The sequence below is a fragment of the Delftia sp. SD018 genome (assembly GCF_017355445.1).
Lineage (GTDB): Bacteria > Pseudomonadota > Gammaproteobacteria > Burkholderiales > Burkholderiaceae_C > Comamonas > Comamonas acidovorans.
The window spans coordinates 23,941-39,330 of sequence record NZ_JADDRN010000006.1 but is presented as its reverse complement, the minus strand read 5'-3'; the positions used below and the strand labels follow the sequence as shown (position 1 = coordinate 39,330).

Annotated in this window: 14 protein-coding genes; 8 read left to right on the top strand and 6 right to left on the bottom strand. The window is 67.2% G+C overall.

Annotation, left to right across the window (positions count from 1 at the left end; genetic code table 11):
* Positions 1-189 precede the first annotated feature (189 nt).
* The 3 genes from hprK to raiA form a co-directional block, all read right to left on the bottom strand.
* Complete coding sequence (hprK, locus tag INR38_RS08325) at positions 190-1,146, bottom strand: HPr(Ser) kinase/phosphatase (RefSeq protein WP_012202934.1); 957 nt, start codon at positions 1,144-1,146, stop codon at positions 190-192.
* 40 nt (positions 1,147-1,186) lie between these two features.
* Positions 1,187-1,660, bottom strand: a complete 474-nt coding sequence (locus tag INR38_RS08320; protein ID WP_013804474.1) for a PTS sugar transporter subunit IIA — start codon at positions 1,658-1,660, stop codon at positions 1,187-1,189.
* A 155-nt stretch (positions 1,661-1,815) separates the two neighbouring features.
* Positions 1,816-2,175 (bottom strand): ribosome-associated translation inhibitor RaiA, encoded by a 360-nt coding sequence (gene raiA, locus INR38_RS08315; protein WP_012202932.1) that lies wholly within the window; start codon positions 2,173-2,175, stop codon positions 1,816-1,818.
* Between the two features lie 364 nt (positions 2,176-2,539).
* Here raiA and INR38_RS08310 point away from each other — a divergent pair, with 364 nt between their 5' ends.
* A complete protein-coding gene (locus INR38_RS08310; protein WP_012202931.1) occupies positions 2,540-3,463 on the top strand; it encodes a phosphoribosylaminoimidazolesuccinocarboxamide synthase in 924 nt (307 codons plus the stop codon).
* Positions 3,464-3,621: 158 nt separating this feature from the next.
* A complete protein-coding gene (locus tag INR38_RS08305; protein ID WP_012202930.1) occupies positions 3,622-4,206 on the top strand; it encodes a DJ-1/PfpI family protein in 585 nt (194 codons plus the stop codon).
* A 29-nt stretch (positions 4,207-4,235) separates the two neighbouring features.
* Here INR38_RS08305 and INR38_RS08300 read toward each other — a convergent pair whose 3' ends face one another.
* Positions 4,236-5,096 (bottom strand): DMT family transporter, encoded by an 861-nt coding sequence (locus INR38_RS08300; protein WP_207443023.1) that lies wholly within the window; start codon positions 5,094-5,096, stop codon positions 4,236-4,238.
* A gap of 94 nt (positions 5,097-5,190) precedes the next feature.
* On the opposite strand from INR38_RS08300, the gene INR38_RS08295 reads away from it, so the two are divergent.
* The 3 genes from INR38_RS08295 (at position 5,191) to INR38_RS08285 (ending at position 9,829) form a co-directional block, all read left to right on the top strand.
* On the top strand, positions 5,191-6,081 hold the full coding sequence (locus tag INR38_RS08295; RefSeq protein ID WP_207443022.1) for a LysR family transcriptional regulator: 891 nt from the start codon (positions 5,191-5,193) through the stop codon (positions 6,079-6,081).
* Positions 6,082-6,167: 86 nt separating this feature from the next.
* Entirely contained in the window at positions 6,168-7,868 is a 1,701-nt protein-coding gene (locus INR38_RS08290; RefSeq protein ID WP_207443021.1) for a molecular chaperone HscC, read from the top strand.
* Positions 7,865-9,829 (top strand): J domain-containing protein, encoded by a 1,965-nt coding sequence (locus INR38_RS08285; RefSeq protein ID WP_207443020.1) that lies wholly within the window; start codon positions 7,865-7,867, stop codon positions 9,827-9,829. Before INR38_RS08290 ends, INR38_RS08285 begins: the two co-directional genes overlap by 4 nt.
* Before the next feature lie 9 nt (positions 9,830-9,838).
* Here the strand turns inward: INR38_RS08285 and INR38_RS08280 are convergent, their stop codons facing one another.
* Complete coding sequence (locus INR38_RS08280; RefSeq protein WP_207443019.1) at positions 9,839-10,774, bottom strand: LysR substrate-binding domain-containing protein; 936 nt, start codon at positions 10,772-10,774, stop codon at positions 9,839-9,841.
* 96 nt (positions 10,775-10,870) lie between these two features.
* Between INR38_RS08280 and INR38_RS08275 the strand changes: the two genes are divergently transcribed.
* Positions 10,871-11,677 carry an aminotransferase class IV family protein gene (locus INR38_RS08275; RefSeq protein WP_207443018.1) on the top strand — a complete coding sequence of 269 codons (807 nt, stop codon included), beginning with the start codon at positions 10,871-10,873 and terminating at the stop codon, positions 11,675-11,677.
* Positions 11,678-11,740: 63 nt separating this feature from the next.
* Here INR38_RS08275 and trxA read toward each other — a convergent pair whose 3' ends face one another.
* On the bottom strand, positions 11,741-12,697 hold the full coding sequence (gene trxA, locus INR38_RS08270) for a thioredoxin (protein WP_012202925.1): 957 nt from the start codon (positions 12,695-12,697) through the stop codon (positions 11,741-11,743).
* 275 nt (positions 12,698-12,972) lie between these two features.
* On the opposite strand from trxA, the gene INR38_RS08265 reads away from it, so the two are divergent.
* Together INR38_RS08265 and INR38_RS08260 are read left to right on the top strand one after the other, a co-directional pair.
* Complete coding sequence (locus INR38_RS08265; RefSeq protein WP_207443017.1) at positions 12,973-13,959, top strand: ABC transporter ATP-binding protein; 987 nt, start codon at positions 12,973-12,975, stop codon at positions 13,957-13,959.
* Positions 13,956-15,344 carry a hypothetical protein gene (locus INR38_RS08260; RefSeq protein WP_207443016.1) on the top strand — a complete coding sequence of 463 codons (1,389 nt, stop codon included), beginning with the start codon at positions 13,956-13,958 and terminating at the stop codon, positions 15,342-15,344. Before INR38_RS08265 ends, INR38_RS08260 begins: the two co-directional genes overlap by 4 nt.
* The last annotated feature ends 46 nt before the right edge of the window (positions 15,345-15,390 follow it).

Sequence of the window (15,390 nt, the reverse complement as noted above, 5' to 3'; positions counted from 1 at the left end):
GCCCGGAGCCACTCGGACACAGGCCGGATACGGCATCTGCCCGAATTATAGAAAATGAGAATTATTCTTATTAAGAAAGCGGCAACAACGCACCGCGCGCAAACATGGGCGCACGGCCAGCAAACAATCGCGTTGAAAACAGTGGGGGCCAGGCAACAGGCGGCCCGCCCTCGGCGACGCCAGAGGTCGCTAGAAGGTGTCGCCGCGCTCCATGGCGCGGCGGTGGCGCTGCACGAATTCCTGGTAGGTGTCGATGCCGCGCAGCTGCAAGATGGCATTGCGCACGGCGGCCTCGACCAGCACGGCGATGTTGCGGCCCGCCACCACCTGGATCACCACCTTGCGCACGGGCACGCCGAGCACATCCTGCGTCAGCGGCTCGGCCGGCAGGCGCTCGTACTCGCGCTCCATGGTTTCCTTGCGCACCAGGTGAACGATGAGCTTGAGGCGCATCTTGCGGCGCACGGCCGTCTCGCCAAAGATGGCGCGGATGTCCAGCAGCCCGATGCCGCGCACCTCCAGCAGGTTCTGCAGCAGCTCGGGGCACTTGCCCTCGATCGTGGTCTGGTTGATGCGGTACAGGTCCACCGCGTCATCGGCCACCAGGCCGTTGCCGCGCGTCACCAGTTCCAGCCCCAGCTCGCTCTTGCCCAGGCCCGACTCGCCCGTGATCAGCACACCCATGCCCAGGATGTCCATGAACACGCCATGCATGGTCGTGCGGTCGGCGAAATGCTTGGCCAGGTAGGCGCGCAGCACATCGATCACGAAGGCCGACTGCTCGCGCGTGGAGAACATGGGAATGTGGGCGCGCTCGCACATGGACAGCAGCGCCTCGGGCGCCGTCTGCCCGTCGGCCAGCACCAGCACGGGCGGCTCCAGCGTGACGATGCGTGCCACGCGGCGCTGGCAGTCCTGCGGCGTGGCATTGCTCAGATAGGCGATCTCGCGCTCGCCCAGCACCTGCAACCGGTAGGGATGGATGTAGTTCAGGTAGCCGACGAGGTCCGCGCCGGAGCGCGCCGAGCGCACGGCCATCTCGTCGAAACGGCGCTCCGAGGCTCCCAGGCCCGCCACCCACTCCCAGCGCAGGCTGGAGCGGAACTCCTCGAACAGGACATCGGCGCTGATGGCACTGGGTCTCATGGCAAGGCCCGTGAAAAAGGGAAGGAAAAAGTCTGGAAGACTAGACCAGGGGCGCAGCGGAGGACTGCCAGCCGGCAATCATTCCATGCAGCCGGGCCGCATCGGCGCAGGACTTCAGGCGCTCGCGCAGCTGGCTGTCGCTGAGAAGCTCGGCGATTTCGGACAGGATTTCCAGATGCTTCTGGGTGGCCGCTTCGGGAACCAGCAGAAAGATCAGCAGGCCCACAGGCTGCTCATCGGGGGCATCGAAACCAATGGGATTGTCCAGTTGGAACACGGCCGCCATGGGAGCGGTCAGGCCCTTGATGCGCCCATGGGGAATGGCCACGCCGTGGCCGAGCCCCGTCGAGCCCAGGCGTTCGCGTGCAAACAGGCTGTCGGTGATGAGTGCGCGGGACAGGCCATGCAGGCTCTCGAAGAGCAGACCTGCTTCTTCGAAAGCGCGCTTTTTGCTGGTGACGTCGACGCTCACGAGCACTTGAGCGGCGGGCAGGATGGAGGCAAGACGGTTCATGGTTCGGGAAACAATTATGCACCGCAGTGCCGGAAACCGTGGGGAAACCCTGACCCCCATCAAAAACCGCCCCGAAGGGCGGTGGTCGTGCGTGGCTCATCAGCCACAAAAGCGCAGGTATTGTAAGCGCCCGCACAGGGCTGGCGCCTTACCTGTCACCCGACTGACGCCAAGGTCAGCCCAGCATCATCGAGTCGCTTGGCCGAACCATAGCGGCTGCCCTGCTGGCGGGTCTTGTAGCGCACCACCACGCGGTCCAGCTTGTCAGCCAGCGCATCGACGGCGGCGTAGAGATCGAAGTGAGAGGTCTCGACAAAAAGATCCTGGCCCTTGACGCGCAGCGTGCAACCGGCACGTTGGCGCTTTTCCTTCTCCTTTTGGTTATGAACGGTCAGCAAGACCTTTACATCCACCACCTGGTCAAAGTGTCGAAGAATGCGTTCGAGCTTGGCCATGACGTAACTGCGCAGCGAGGGAGTGACCTCCAGGTGATGCCCACTAATCGTCAGATTCATATCTAAACACTCCTTGCTCTGGATGAAGACAGCCCGGTCCACCGGGAGACGATCCGCAGGGACAGGTGCTTGCAGGCCGGAATGCGCATTCGTTTGCTTGCGAATCCACTATGCGCCGGGGTCTGCCCAAAAGCAACGCCGCAAGCCGATAGCGCAGGACGGTGCAGGGCCTTGGAGGCGGGTTTTGCGCGCCATGCAATTGGGCGCACAATCGGCGGGTTTGCCAGGCTGCGCCCCTGGGGTGGGGCTTGCCAACGGCCGCCCGTCACCGTGAGGCGCCGTTGGTTAGAATCGCGCTCCTGCGCGTGCCGCTTGCAGCCATCCGGCCGCTGCAGCCTCTTTGCCAGATTGCCCCTTGCCTCACATGACCACCCAGTCCCGCCCCTCCGCCCTGCACACTTCCAACATTGCCTCGCTGCCGCTGCTCGCGCGCGGCAAGGTGCGCGACAACTATGCCGTGGGCGATGACCGCATCCTGATGGTGGCCTCGGACCGCCTGTCGGCCTTCGACGTGATCATGGGCGAGCCCATCCCCGGCAAGGGCGAGCTGCTGACGCAAATGGCGCTGTTCTGGTTCGACAAGCTCGGCCACATCTGCCCCAACCACCTGACCGGCGAAGCGCCCGAGTCCGTGGTCACGCCCGCCGAAGTGCCCCAGGTCACGGGCCGCTCCATGCTGGTCAAGCGCCTCAAGCCCGTGCTGATCGAGGCCGTGGTGCGCGGCTACCTGGCCGGCAGCGGCTGGAAGGAATACCAGGAATCGCGCTCGGTCTGCGGCGTGCCCCTGCCCGAAGGCCTGACCAACGCCGCCAAGCTGCCCGAGCCCATCTACACCCCGGCCGCCAAGGCCGAGATGGGCGACCATGACGAGAACATCACCTACGAGCGCACGGTGGAGATGGTCGGCGAGAAGCTGGCTTCCCAGATCCGCGATACGGCCATCCGCATCTACAAGGAAGCTGCGGCCATCGCCCTCGAAAAGGGCATGATCATTGCCGACACCAAGTTCGAATTCGGCCTGGACGAGAACGGCGAACTGGTGCTGATGGACGAAGTCCTCACGCCCGACAGCTCGCGCTACTGGCCCGTGGAGGGCTATGCCCAGGCCCTGGCCAATGGCGAGAACCCGCCCAGCTACGACAAGCAGTTCGTGCGCGACTGGCTGGAGCAGGCCCAGGTCAACGGCAAGCCCTGGGACAAGAAGGCTCCGGCCCCGCGCCTGCCCCAGGAAGTGACCGAGAAGACGGCCGCCAAGTACCGCGAAGCCCTGCAGCGCCTGACGGCCTGACGGCCCGCCGTAGCCCGGCCCCGCGCGCCTTTCCCCGCAAAAGAGAGCTTCGGCTCTCTTTTTCGTTGCGGGCCTGCGTTTTTGCAGCCGGTCATGCCTGCGTCACCGACGCTGCCACAATGTTCGCTTCCTCTGACTTTTTCTGAAGGAGCAAGCACATGGCTGGCAAGAAGATTCTGATGATCTGTGGCGACTACTGCGAGGACTACGAAACCATGGTCCCCTTCCAGGCCCTGCAGGCCGTGGGACACACGGTGCATGCGGTCTGCCCCGACAAGAAGGCCGGGGAACACATCAAGACGGCCATCCATGATTTCGAGGGCGCGCAAACCTACAGCGAAAAGCCCGGCCACAACTTCACGCTCAACGCCAGCTTCGCCGACATCAAGCCCGAGCAGTACGACGCCCTGGTGATTCCCGGTGGACGCGGCCCCGAGTACCTGCGCAACTACGACGCCGTGCGCGCCGCCGTGCGCCACTTCTTCGACAACAACAAGCCCGTGGCCGCCGTCTGCCATGGCGCCCAGCTGCTGGCCGGAGCCGGCGTGCTCAAGGGCCGCACCTGCTCGGCCTACCCGGCCTGCCGTGCCGAAGTCGAATTGGCCGGCGGCACCTACGCCGACATCGGCGTGGACCAGGCGCATACCGAAGGCAACCTGGTCAGCGCCCCCGCCTGGCCCGCACACCCGGCCTGGATCGCCCAGTTCCTGACGCTCCTGGGCACGCGCATCAGCCACGGCTGAGCACGCAGCGGATGTTGGCGCCGGGCGACTCAACCGCCCCAGCGCACCAGCACGATGCCGCCGAACACCAGCGCCGAGGCCAGCATGCGCACGCGGCCCAGGCGCTCGCGCATCAGCCAGGCGGCAATCCAGCCCGCAAACAGCACGCTGCTTTCACGCAGCGCAGACACCAGCCCCATGGGCGCCTGCGACAGCGCCCAGGTCGCCATCCAGCTGGCACTCAGCTGCATGGCGGCGGCCAGGGCACACAGGCGCCAGGTGCGTGCATCGGCACGCAGCACGACGGGGCCGCGCCGCCAGGCGACGATCAGCACCGTGGCCAGGCCATCGCCCAGCGTGAGCAGGGCTGCATAGAGCAGCGCGGAGCCGGATGCGCGCGCACCCAGCCCGTCGATGACCGTATAGCAGGCAATCATGGCTCCCGTGGCCAGCGCATAGCCGCTGCCGCCATAACCGCTGGCCGCGCCGCTGCGCAACGACAGCGCCAGCACGCCCAGCGACAGGCACAGCACGCCGGCCAGCCCGGTCGCGCCCGGCCACTCACTGGCCAGCAGCGCCGCGCCCAGCGTGACGAACAGTGGCGCACTGCCCCGCGCCACCGGGTAGACCACGCCGAACTCGCCATGCTGGTAGGCGCGCGGCAGCACGAAGTGGTAGACGGTGTGCACGGCCACCGAGGCCGCCAGCCACCACCACACCGATGCGTCCCACAACCCCGCCGCGCGCCAGTCCAGCCAGGGCAGCACCAGCAGCGACCACAGGCTGGCCAGCCCCGTGGTCAGCGCCATGGCGACCATCTTGTCGCCGCCCAGCTTGATGGCGCTGTTCCATCCCGCATTCATCAGCGCGGCCCCCAGGGCCGCGGCCAGCACCGCATTGCTCAATTCCATTCCATGGCCTCGTTCTTGATACGGGACGGGATGATGGATTCGCACCCAGATTAGATAAAGTCGAATCTTCGGAACATCATCTTCAGGAAACCTGATGCGACGCCTGAACCTTGACCAGCTCCAGACCCTGGTGGCCGTGGCCGACCTGGGCACGCTGGCTGCCGCCGCCCAGGCCCTTCACCTGTCGCCGCCCGCCGTCAGCCTGCACATCCAGGAGCTGGAAGCGCGCCTGGACACACCGCTGCTGGTGCGCGGCAAGCGCCAGGCGCAGCTGACGCCCGCAGGCGCTTTGCTGGCCGAAGGCGGACGCCGCCTGCTGGCTGATAGCGAGGCCCTGCTGCGCCAGGTGCGCAAGCGTGCCGAGGGCTTTGGCGCCAGCGTGCGCATAGGCGCCTCGGCCGGCGTCAGCCCCCTGCTTTTGCCCGAACTGCTGCAATGGCTGGCCGAGCACGCGCCCGGCGTGGAACTGCGCCTGGAAGTCGCGAGTTCCGCCCAGGCCATGCAGCGCCTGGCGACTGGCCACCTGGACCTGGCCCTGGTCGGGCTGCCCCAGCCCGTGCCTTCAGGCCTGGAAATGCGGGCCTGGCGCAACGACCCCATGGAGCTGTTTGCCCCGCCGCAGATGCCGCTGCCCGACCAGATCACGCCCGAATGGCTCAACGCCCAGCCCTGGATTGGCTTTGCCGCCGGCACCCAGATGCACCGCCTGCTGTCCCAATGGTTCGCCCAGGCGGGCCTGCTGCCCCAGCCGCGCATGGAAATGAGCTTTCCCGAAGGCATACGCGCCCTGGTCGCAGCAGGCCACGGCCCCACGGTCCTGCCGCGCGAGAAGCCCATGGACGCCGTCAGCCGCACGCTGCAGCAGCGCGGACTCAGCCCCGCCCTGACACGCCCGCTGGGCCTGGCCTGCCGCAGCGCCGCGCAACAAGACCCGGCCGTGCAGGCCGTGGTGCGCGGGTTGATGCGATTTGCCGACACTCTTTGATCGCGGCAGCCCAGCCCTCGAAATCCCATAGTCGGGGCCTATGACATCGGACAAAATGCCTCCCCACATCATTGAGAGGGAGCGCAATGCTAGTTGGAATCGATCTGGGCACCACCAATAGCCTGATCAGCATTTATCGCGATGGCAAGACCGAACTCATACCCAATTCGCTGGGCCATTTCCTGACTCCGTCGGCCATCAGCATTTCGGACGATGGTGCCATTCTGGTGGGCCTGGCGGCCAGGGAACGTGTTGCCACGCATCCCCAACAATCGGCCATGGCGTTCAAACGCTGGATGGGCACGGACCACACGGTTGTGCTGGGGCCCAAGCGTCTGCGCGCCGAGGAATTGAGCGCGCTGGTCATTGGCGCACTGGTGGCGGATGCGCAAGCCTATCTGGGCGAACCCGTGACCGAGGCAATCATTACCGTGCCGGCCTATTTCAACGATGTACAGCGCAAAGCCACGCAGGCGGCTGGCCAATTGGCAGGTATCAAGGTGGAACGGCTGCTCAACGAGCCCACGGCAGCCGGCCTCGCCTATGGCCTGCAGGAAAGGCCGGATCACTCGACCTTTCTGGTGTTCGATCTGGGCGGCGGCACCTTTGACGTTTCCGTGCTCGAGTACTTCGAAGGCGTGGTGGAAGTGCGCGCCAGCGCCGGGGACACACGCCTGGGCGGCGAGGACTTCGCGCAGGTATTGGTAGATTGGTTCATTGAGCAGACGCCTGCCATGCGCAGCGTTCCGCGGGAGACCCTGTCTTCGGACGGGGGGCTCTGGCATGCCGCCGAACAGGCCAAACGCGACCTCAGCGAGAGCGAGTCGACTGAAATGCGGTTTACCTACCAGGAGACGCCGCATGCATTGACGCTCAGCCGTGTCGACTATGAAAACCGCTGCGCAGACCTGCTGCAGCGACTGCGCAGGCCGCTGGAACGCGCCATGCTCGATGCGCAATTGGACATTGCCAATCTGGACGAAGTGGTACTGGTCGGGGGCGCCAGCCGTATGCCCATGGTCCGCCAGTTGGTCACGCGCCTGTTCGGCCGACTGCCGCTGCGCACCATCCATCCCGATGAAACGATTGCACACGGCGCAGCCATTCAGGCCGGCCTCAAATCACGCAATGCCGCACTCAGCGAAATCGTGTTGACCGATGTGATGCCTTATTCGCTGGGAGTCGTGAGTTCGGAAAATATCGATGGACGGCATTACAGCGACCGCTTTTCACCCATCATCGAACGCAATACGCCGGTGCCGGTATCGCGTGTCCAGACCTACAGCACCGTTCAGGATGGACAGACGCGCATCGTCATCGACGTGCGCCAGGGCGAGTCACCCATGGGCAGCGAGAACCTGAAACTCGGCGACCTGGAAGTCGAGATACCGGCGAAGGGACGCGGCGAGATCAGCATCAATATCCGCTTCACCTATGACGTCAATGGTCTGCTCGAAGTGGAAGGGCATATTCCGGCAACCGGCCAGACCACCAGCACGCTGATCAAGCGCAGCGATCATGTCCTGAGCGACGAGCAGATCCAGGAGGCCCTGCTCAAGCTGCGCGCACTCAAGATCCATCCGCGCGACAAACAGGAAAACGCTTATCTGGTCGCCCGGGCCAAGCGGCTGTACGAAGACAGGCTGGGCCCTGCACGACAGGACATAGGTCACGCGCTGGCGCGTTTCGAAGCCATTCTCGACAGCCAGGACGAGCAGCAGATCCGCCAGTGGCGCGGCGAGTTCAGGAAGTACCTGGACAGCATCGACAAGGGCTTCGTGCTATGAGCTTCTGGCAAATACTGGGCATTGAAGCCACGACCGACCTGCCGGCCATCAAGAAGGCCTACGCATCCAGGCTCAAGCACACGCGGCCCGATGACGATGCGGCCGCCTATCAATCACTGCGCGAGGCCTATGACCTGGCCCTGCAGCACGCCAGGCGACCGGCCACGGGCGATCCGCAGATGCCGAGCACGGCTGCGGTCGAGCAGGTATCCAGTGCCAAGCCTGCGCAGCAGGAACAGGAGCCTGCACCGCTGTCGGAGCCGGCGCCGGGCCCCGGGACTCAGCCTCTGCACGGCAACCCGGACGCAGCAGAACCCCAGGCACAGGAAGCCGCCTTCATCCCGCCCAGGGATCTGGCGCACGAAACGCTCAACTACCTTAAACAGGCAGGGCCTGATGCACTGCTGAACGGCTGGCCCAATCTGCGGCGGGAACTGGACAAGCTGCCCCTGTCACAGCGTCCTGACGCCTGCAACTGGTTTGCGCAGTTGGTGATCGAGGTGCCCGAGCTTCCGCCGGCATTTGCGCGCGCCCTGTCCGAGTATTTCGCCTGGGAGACGGATTTCCGCGCCTGGCAATGGATGGGGCAGGCCCGCGCCACCGCCTTGCGGGAGCAACTGGACCAACTGGAATCCCGTTTCTACCCCGATCCTGCCTTCAGGCAGTACTACGGCCAAATCGCGCTGTTCGGGCAACTGGTGCAGCAGCTTGCAAAGTGGCGCATCTACCTGCTGGCGATGCTCGCCCCCAGCCGGCTTGCCCGCCTGTGGAACGAGCTCAGCCCGGGGCAGCGCTATGCGCTCGGCGTCCCGAAGCCGCCGCTGCATTCACTTGCCGACCACGCCATGGAAATGGGCTGCGCCTTCCGGACTGCCCTGGTGGTCTTTCTCTCGTCCGTGCTGATGTCCTGGGGCGAATATGCCCATGAGCCCTGGTGGGTCCGACTCATGGCGGTCCTCCTCATCGGGTATGGCACGTTCGTGATGGCCGGCTACGCCTATCGCGGGGTGCTGCACGTCAAGCACGCCCAGCACGCGGCACTGTGGAAGGGGGGGCTCAGCCGCAACAGGATGCTGGCGATGGTCTGGACTGCCGTGGCGCTCATGGTGACGGCGACGGCCATTTTCGGCATCTGGGAGGCCCGCATGTGGCCCGTGCTCTTCACCTCGGTGGACAGCACGCCGCTGCTCTTCGTGGCCGTGATGCTGGTGCTGGTTGCCTACTGGCTGGCGCTGCTGCCCGCCAGCCCGGCTGGCAGGGCCTTGCCGCCTCTGCTGCTGTGGTGCGCCCTGGCCGTGCAGGCCCTGCCATGGTTCAAGGGCATGCCCTGGACCGGAGCCCTGGCCGGCGCGACCTGGTTTCTGGTCTGTGCCATCGTGCACAGCTTCCACGGCGACCGCCTGGAGCTGGCATGGCATGGGTTTCGCCAGACCCAGGCAAAAGCCCATGGAGAGCGGCAAAGCGCCACATCCAGCCTGCGGGGAATGCTCGAAATCCTGCTGATCGGCCTGCGACGGACCCTGGCGCTGCCCTACCGCCTGATGGTGCTGGGCACGGCGCAGTCACCTCACTTCGTGATTGCCATCCTCTGCCTGTCGGTGTGCGCGCTAAGCCTGGAGCAACGCGCCTGGCTGATCCCGCTGACGGTCTTCGCCATACCCGTGGTGTCCCTGTTCAGCAGCCTGTGCTTTGACAACGCCGCAGCCGCCCTGCTGCCAGACCAGCCCAAGTCGGCCTGGCGCGGTTGGCTGGGCCTGGCGATGCTGGTCTTCTGGCTGATCTGGGCCGGATTGTACTGGCGCGAGCCCGCCGTGGTCCACGCCCTGCTGGGCTGGGAGCCCGAAGAGCATGCGATGGACGCTTTTGAACGCGCCTTCATCGTCTATCTGGCACCGCTGCTGCCCGTGCTTCTCAACCAGGGCTATTTCCAGTTCCAGAAGGTCAAGCCTGCGAAGACCTGAATCGCAGGCTCAGGCGGGCAGCGGCCCGTCTCCTGCCAGCCCGGCCTCCTGCAGCACCCACGCACGCAGCGCCTCGATGGCCGGCTGGCCCTGGCTGCGCCGGGGGTAGAGCAGGTGGTAGGCGTAGGCCGGGCCCAGGCCCACGGTGATGTCGAACAGGCGCACCAGGCGGCCACGGGCCAGGTCTTCGGCCACCAGGTCCTGCTCGACCAGGCCCACGGCGCCGCCGTCCAGCACGGCCTGCACGACGTGGCTGGAGTCGGTGAAGGCGATGCAGCGGCCTGCGTCCAGGCCCTCCACGCCGGCCGCCGCCATCCACATGGGCCAGTTCGGCCAGACCTGGCCGTCCACCCGGCAATCGACATGGCACAGCGTGTGCGCCAGCAGATCAACGGGCCGGGCCAGCGGCGGGCCGGACTGCAGCAGGGCCGGGCTGCAGACGGGGATCACCCTGGCATCGAACAGGCGCACCGCCAGGGTGTGCGGATCACGGCCGGTGCCGAAGCGGATGGCGGCGTCGATGTCATCGGCGTCGAAGTCGCGCACCTCGTCGCAGATGTCGAAGCTCAGTTCGATCTGCGGATGCGCGGCGCGAAAACGCGGCAGCCGGGGCAGCAGCCACTGCGTGGCAAAGCGCGCGCCCAGCGACAGGCGCAGCCGCGTCTCGCCCCGGGCCAGCGGGCGCGCCCGGCCGGTGGCGCGCCGCAGCAGGCCCAGCGCCTCGGCCGTGGCCTCCAGCAGCACGCTGCCTGCGGGCGTGAGCTGCATGCTGCGGCTGTTGCGCGTGAAGAGGACGAGGCCCAGCTGTTCCTCCATCTCCTTGATCTGGTGGCTGACCGCCGCCGGGGTCAGCCCCAGTTCGTCGGCCGCGCGCGTGAAGTTCAGATGGCGCCCTGCAGCCTCGAAGCTGCGCAGAGCGCGCGTGCCGGGTGGAAGCTGGCGCATGGATCTTCAAATTTTTCTTGATGAAGCCCCGAATACTACTTGCTTCCTCTTTTGGGACTGCCATCGAACAATCAAGAAAACTTGATGGATGAACCCATGGAAACCGCCTCTTTCTTCACCAGCCTTATCGATGGGCAGCCCGCGACGGCGGCCGAACTCGTCGCCCTGGCCTTTGCCGGCCATGCCCATTTCACGGCTATGCAGGTGCGCGGCGGCAGGCTGCGCGGGCTGGACCTGCATCTGCAGCGCCTGCGCCAGGCCTCGCTGGAGCTGTACGGCCAGGCCTTGTCCGATGACCATGTCAAGGCGCAGCTGCGGGCGGCGCTTGCCGGTGGTCCGCAGGATGTGTCGCTGACCGCCACGGTGTACTCGCCTGCCGGGGAATTCACGGCCGCCGATGCGCGGCCGCGCATGCTGGTGCGCACCTCGGCACCTGCCTCGGGCCCCGCCGGGCCCTTGAGCCTGGCGCTGTTCGAGCATGAGCGCATGCTGCCCCACCTCAAGCATGTGGGCGAGGTGGCCAAGACGCACCTGCTGCGCCGCGCCGTGGCCCAGGGCTTTGACGACGCCGCCTTTGCCGACCGCCACGGCCGCATTGGCGAGGCCACCATCTGGAACCTGGCCTTCTGGGATGGAGATGCCGTGGTCTGGCCGCGCGCCCAGGTGCTGCCGGGCACGACCGAGTCCATGCTGCGGCGCCAGTTGCAGCGCCTGGGCGTGGCGCAGCGCCAGGCCGTGCTGACCCGGGCCGACCTGCCATCCCTGGCCGGCGCCGTGGTGATGAATTCGTGGTCCCCGGGCATTCCGGTCAGGCGCCTGGCCGATGTGCATCTGCCCGATGCGCCCGGCTTCGTGCAGTTGCTGCACCGCGCGCATGAGGCCGAGGAACTGGTTGCACCCTGAGCCCTCGCCATGAAAAAAGGGAGCCGCAAGGCTCCCCCGTCTCTTCACCGTGCAGCGCCGGTCTCAGTTCAGCGCCATGCTGAGCTTGCGGCGATAGCTGTTGACCAGTTGCGTGGCTTCGTCCTGCTCGGCGCCAGCCTTGCCCAGCAGCTCGATGCCGCCGCTGCTCTTGCCGGGGATGGCGTCCTGCTTCTTGGGCTTCGGGGGCGTAAGCAGCTCCAGGATGCCCACGTAGAGCTTGCGCGCGGCCTGGCCGTTCCAATCCTTGTCGCGCATGATGATTTCCAGCAGTTCGTCCATGCTGGCTGCCCATTGGCCTTCGGCGGCCAGGGCCCGGGCCTTGCCGAAGCGGGTGTCGAAGTCGCGCTTGTTCTGCGCGATGACGGCGTCGAACTGCGCAAACTCCCAGTTGCCACGCTCGTCGTTGTGCACGAACAGCATGCACTGCAGCCACTGGTTGAGTGCCTCGAAGCGCGTGGCCTGGGGAATGCGCTTGAGCGGCTCGGCCAGCAGGGCGCCGGCCTCTTCGTAGCCGCCCGTGGCGATCAGCAGGCGCACGTAGTCGAAGCGCGCATCGTCGTTGGCCGGGTCGGCGGCCAGGGCGTCGGCCAGCTTTTGCAGGGCGGCCTGGGTGTCGCCGGCTTCCAGCAACTGGTGGGCCTCGTCGGCTTCGGCCTCGGCGGCCAGCTCGCCTTCGGAGGGCAGGTGCTTGTCGAGGAACTCGCGCAGCTTGCCTTCGGGCTGGGCGCCCATGAAGCCGTCCACGGGGCGGCCGCCCATCATCAGAATGCAGGTCGGGATGGAGCGGATGCCGAACATGCCGGCCAGTTGCTGCTCCTGGTCGGAGTCGATCTTGACCAGCTTGAAGCGGCCTTCGTAGGCCACTTCGAGCTTTTCCAGGATGGGGCCCAGCGTCTTGCACGGGCCGCACCAGGGCGCCCAGAAGTCGACGAGCACCGGCACCTGCATGGAGGCGGCGACGACTTCGGCTTCGAAATTCTCAATGGTGACATCAATCATGTGATCAGACCCTGTGGCAAGGCGCGCGGCCAGGGCGCGCGGACTGTGGCGGTTCGGAGTTCGGCGGCCGAATGCCTCCGATGCGGACCGTGTGATTCTCCAGCAATTCCAAGGCCCAGGGCGTGAACGCCATGGGCGGCAGCCACCCCAGATGGGAGCAGGCTGCGCGCATTTCAAGCCGCCCGGCCGAGGGCGCGGCGTGGCAGCGCTGGGCTATATTGGCGCGCTGTGCCGCCATTGCGGCCTGCCATCAACGCAATGAGGGAGGGCTCGCCTTGATCAAGGTTTCGCAGCTGGTGTTCGAGTACCCAGGCCACCGCGCGCTCGATGGCGTCAGCGTCCATATCGCCGCAGGCACCGTCACGGCCCTGGTGGGGCCCAACGGCGCCGGCAAATCCACGCTGATGCGCTGCATCGCCGGGCTGGACCAGCCGCTGTCGGGCCAGGTCGAGGTGCATGGCATTGCGGTGCAGGAGCAGCCCCGCGAAGTGCACCGGCACCTGGGCTATCTGTCGGATTTCTTCGGCCTCTATGACCGCCTGAGCGTGCGGCGCTGCCTGCAGTACGCGGCCCTGTCCATGGGCGTGCCCCCGTCCGAGGCGCCGCAGCGCGTGGCGCACGTGGCCGGGCAGCTGGGCCTGGCCGATCTGCTGGAGCGCCTGCCCACCGAGTTGTCTCGCGGCCAGCGCCAGCGCGTGGCCATCGGCCAGGCCATCGTCCACCAGCCGCGCGTGCTGCTGCTGGACGAGCCGGCCAGCGGCCTGGACCCCGAGGCCCGCGCCAGCCTGTCCCAGCTGATGCGGGCGCTGCAGGCCCAGGGCATGACTCTGATCGTCTCCAGCCACATCCTCAGCGAACTCGACGAGTACTGCACCCACATCCTGAGCCTGCGCGGCGGCCGCGTGGAAAGCCACGAGGCCCTGCACGGCGGCATTCAGGCGCCGGCCGCCGGCGGCGATGTGCCGCTGGCGCTGTACGCGCTGGAGCTTGCGCCGCCCCTGGGTGCCTCGGCCGGGTCGCTGGCGCGGCAGCTGCACCAGGTCCTTCCCGACACCCCCGTGCCGCAGCCCGATGACCAGGGCCTGGTCCATCTGCAGCTGTGGCTGCCCACGCCGCCACGCGAACGCGCCGACCTGCTGGCCCGCCTGGTTGGCGCCGGCCTGCCCGTGGCCAGCCTGGCGCCTGTGCGCGAGCGCCTGCAGGACCGCTACGCGCGCGGCCTGCAGGCCGCAGCCCCCCTCAGCCCTGCGGAGCAGCCATGACGCACAACCCCGAATTCCAGCGCCAGCTCTGGCTCAACTGGCGGCCCGCCCAACTGGGCTGGAGCCTGCTGCTCACCGCCTTGCTGCTGGCCACGCCAATGGTCCTGGTCCAGCCCGAAGACCGCCTGCATGCCCTGCTGGTCGCCGCCCTGATCGGCATGTGGATCGCCGCGGCCGGCCTGGGCAGCGTGCTGGCCGGGCGCGGCCTCAACGAAGAGGCGCACCAGCACACCTGGGACTGGCAGCGCCTGTCGGCCCTGACGCCCTGGCAGATGGCCTGGGGCAAACTGCTGGGCGCCCCGCTGGCGGCCTGGCTGTACATGCTGTGGTGCGCGCTGGCCGTGCTGGCCACCTCGGCGGGCCAGCCGGGCGGGCTGGCCTGGGGCGTGCACGCCGTGCTGCAGGCCGTGCTGTGGGGCCTGGCCCTGCAGGCCTGGAGCATGCACTCCGTGCTCATGGGCTGGGGACCGAAGGAGCAGCCCGCGCGCCGCATCCGCTTCGTGCTGGTGCCGCTGCTGTTCGTGATGGTGCTGCCCGGCCCCATCCTGGGCCGGTTGACCGAGCAGCTGGGCCGCGAAGAAGGCCGCCCTGTGCTGTGGTGGTCCGTGCCGCTGCACGGGCGCGGCGCCATCTACCTGTTCGGCGCCATCGCGCTGGGGCTGGGCCTGCTGGCCCTGTGGCGGCTGCTGTGCACGCGGCTGGATGTGCGCACCCTGCCCTGGGCCTGGCCGCTGGGCCTGTGCGTGGCGGGTCTGGCCTTTGGAGGCATGCACCTCGATGCAATGCAGTTGCAGGGCCCCGGCCCGGCCTCTTTCTTCGCTTGGACCACCGGGCTGGCGCTGGCGGGCACGGCCTATGTCTGCCTGCACGGCATGGACGAGGGCCTGCGCAGCTGGCGCCAGGTGCAGTGGTGCGTGCTGCAGGGGCGCTGGCGTGGCGCGCTCGAAGCACTGCCGCTGTGGCCCGTGAGCTGGCTGCTGGCCGTGCTGGCCTGCGCGCTGTGGCTGCTGTGGCCCGCGGGCGGCCAGCCCATGGTGCCGGGCGCGGCCCAACTGGCGGCGCTGGCCACGGCGCAGTTGCTGCGCGATGCCGCGCTGGCCACGGGCTTTTCCCTGCTGGCCGGGCGCATCAAATCGCCGCTGGCCGCGTTTGCCGTCACCTGGCTGCTGGTCAACATCGTGCTGCCGCTGCTGGCCTTTGGCCTGGCCGGGGCCGATGCCGCCGTGCTGGCCCAGCCGCTGGCAGCCGGCCTGACAAAGCCCGTCACCAGCGGAATGTGGCTGTCGCTGGCCGTGCAGGTGGGGCTGGCCCTGGCCTGGCTGGCCCATGTGTTTCGCCAGCGCGTGCTGGGTTTTGCGCGCGAGCAGCACACGGCCGTGCGGTGATTTGCAGGGGGATGCGGGCCGATCCGGACTAAAAAAGTAAAATCGC

Coding starts and splice junctions, on each gene's coding strand:
- hprK (WP_012202934.1), bottom strand. CDS start 1,146: ATGAGACCCAGTGCCATCAGCGCCGATGTCCTGTTCGAGGAGTTCCGC.
- INR38_RS08320 (WP_013804474.1), bottom strand. CDS start 1,660: ATGAACCGTCTTGCCTCCATCCTGCCCGCCGCTCAAGTGCTCGTGAGC.
- raiA (WP_012202932.1), bottom strand. CDS start 2,175: ATGAATCTGACGATTAGTGGGCATCACCTGGAGGTCACTCCCTCGCTG.
- INR38_RS08310 (WP_012202931.1), top strand. CDS start 2,540: ATGACCACCCAGTCCCGCCCCTCCGCCCTGCACACTTCCAACATTGCC.
- INR38_RS08305 (WP_012202930.1), top strand. CDS start 3,622: ATGGCTGGCAAGAAGATTCTGATGATCTGTGGCGACTACTGCGAGGAC.
- INR38_RS08300 (WP_207443023.1), bottom strand. CDS start 5,096: ATGGAATTGAGCAATGCGGTGCTGGCCGCGGCCCTGGGGGCCGCGCTG.
- INR38_RS08295 (WP_207443022.1), top strand. CDS start 5,191: ATGCGACGCCTGAACCTTGACCAGCTCCAGACCCTGGTGGCCGTGGCC.
- INR38_RS08290 (WP_207443021.1), top strand. CDS start 6,168: ATGCTAGTTGGAATCGATCTGGGCACCACCAATAGCCTGATCAGCATT.
- INR38_RS08285 (WP_207443020.1), top strand. CDS start 7,865: ATGAGCTTCTGGCAAATACTGGGCATTGAAGCCACGACCGACCTGCCG.
- INR38_RS08280 (WP_207443019.1), bottom strand. CDS start 10,774: ATGCGCCAGCTTCCACCCGGCACGCGCGCTCTGCGCAGCTTCGAGGCT.
- INR38_RS08275 (WP_207443018.1), top strand. CDS start 10,871: ATGGAAACCGCCTCTTTCTTCACCAGCCTTATCGATGGGCAGCCCGCG.
- trxA (WP_012202925.1), bottom strand. CDS start 12,697: ATGATTGATGTCACCATTGAGAATTTCGAAGCCGAAGTCGTCGCCGCC.
- INR38_RS08260 (WP_207443016.1), top strand. CDS start 13,956: ATGACGCACAACCCCGAATTCCAGCGCCAGCTCTGGCTCAACTGGCGG.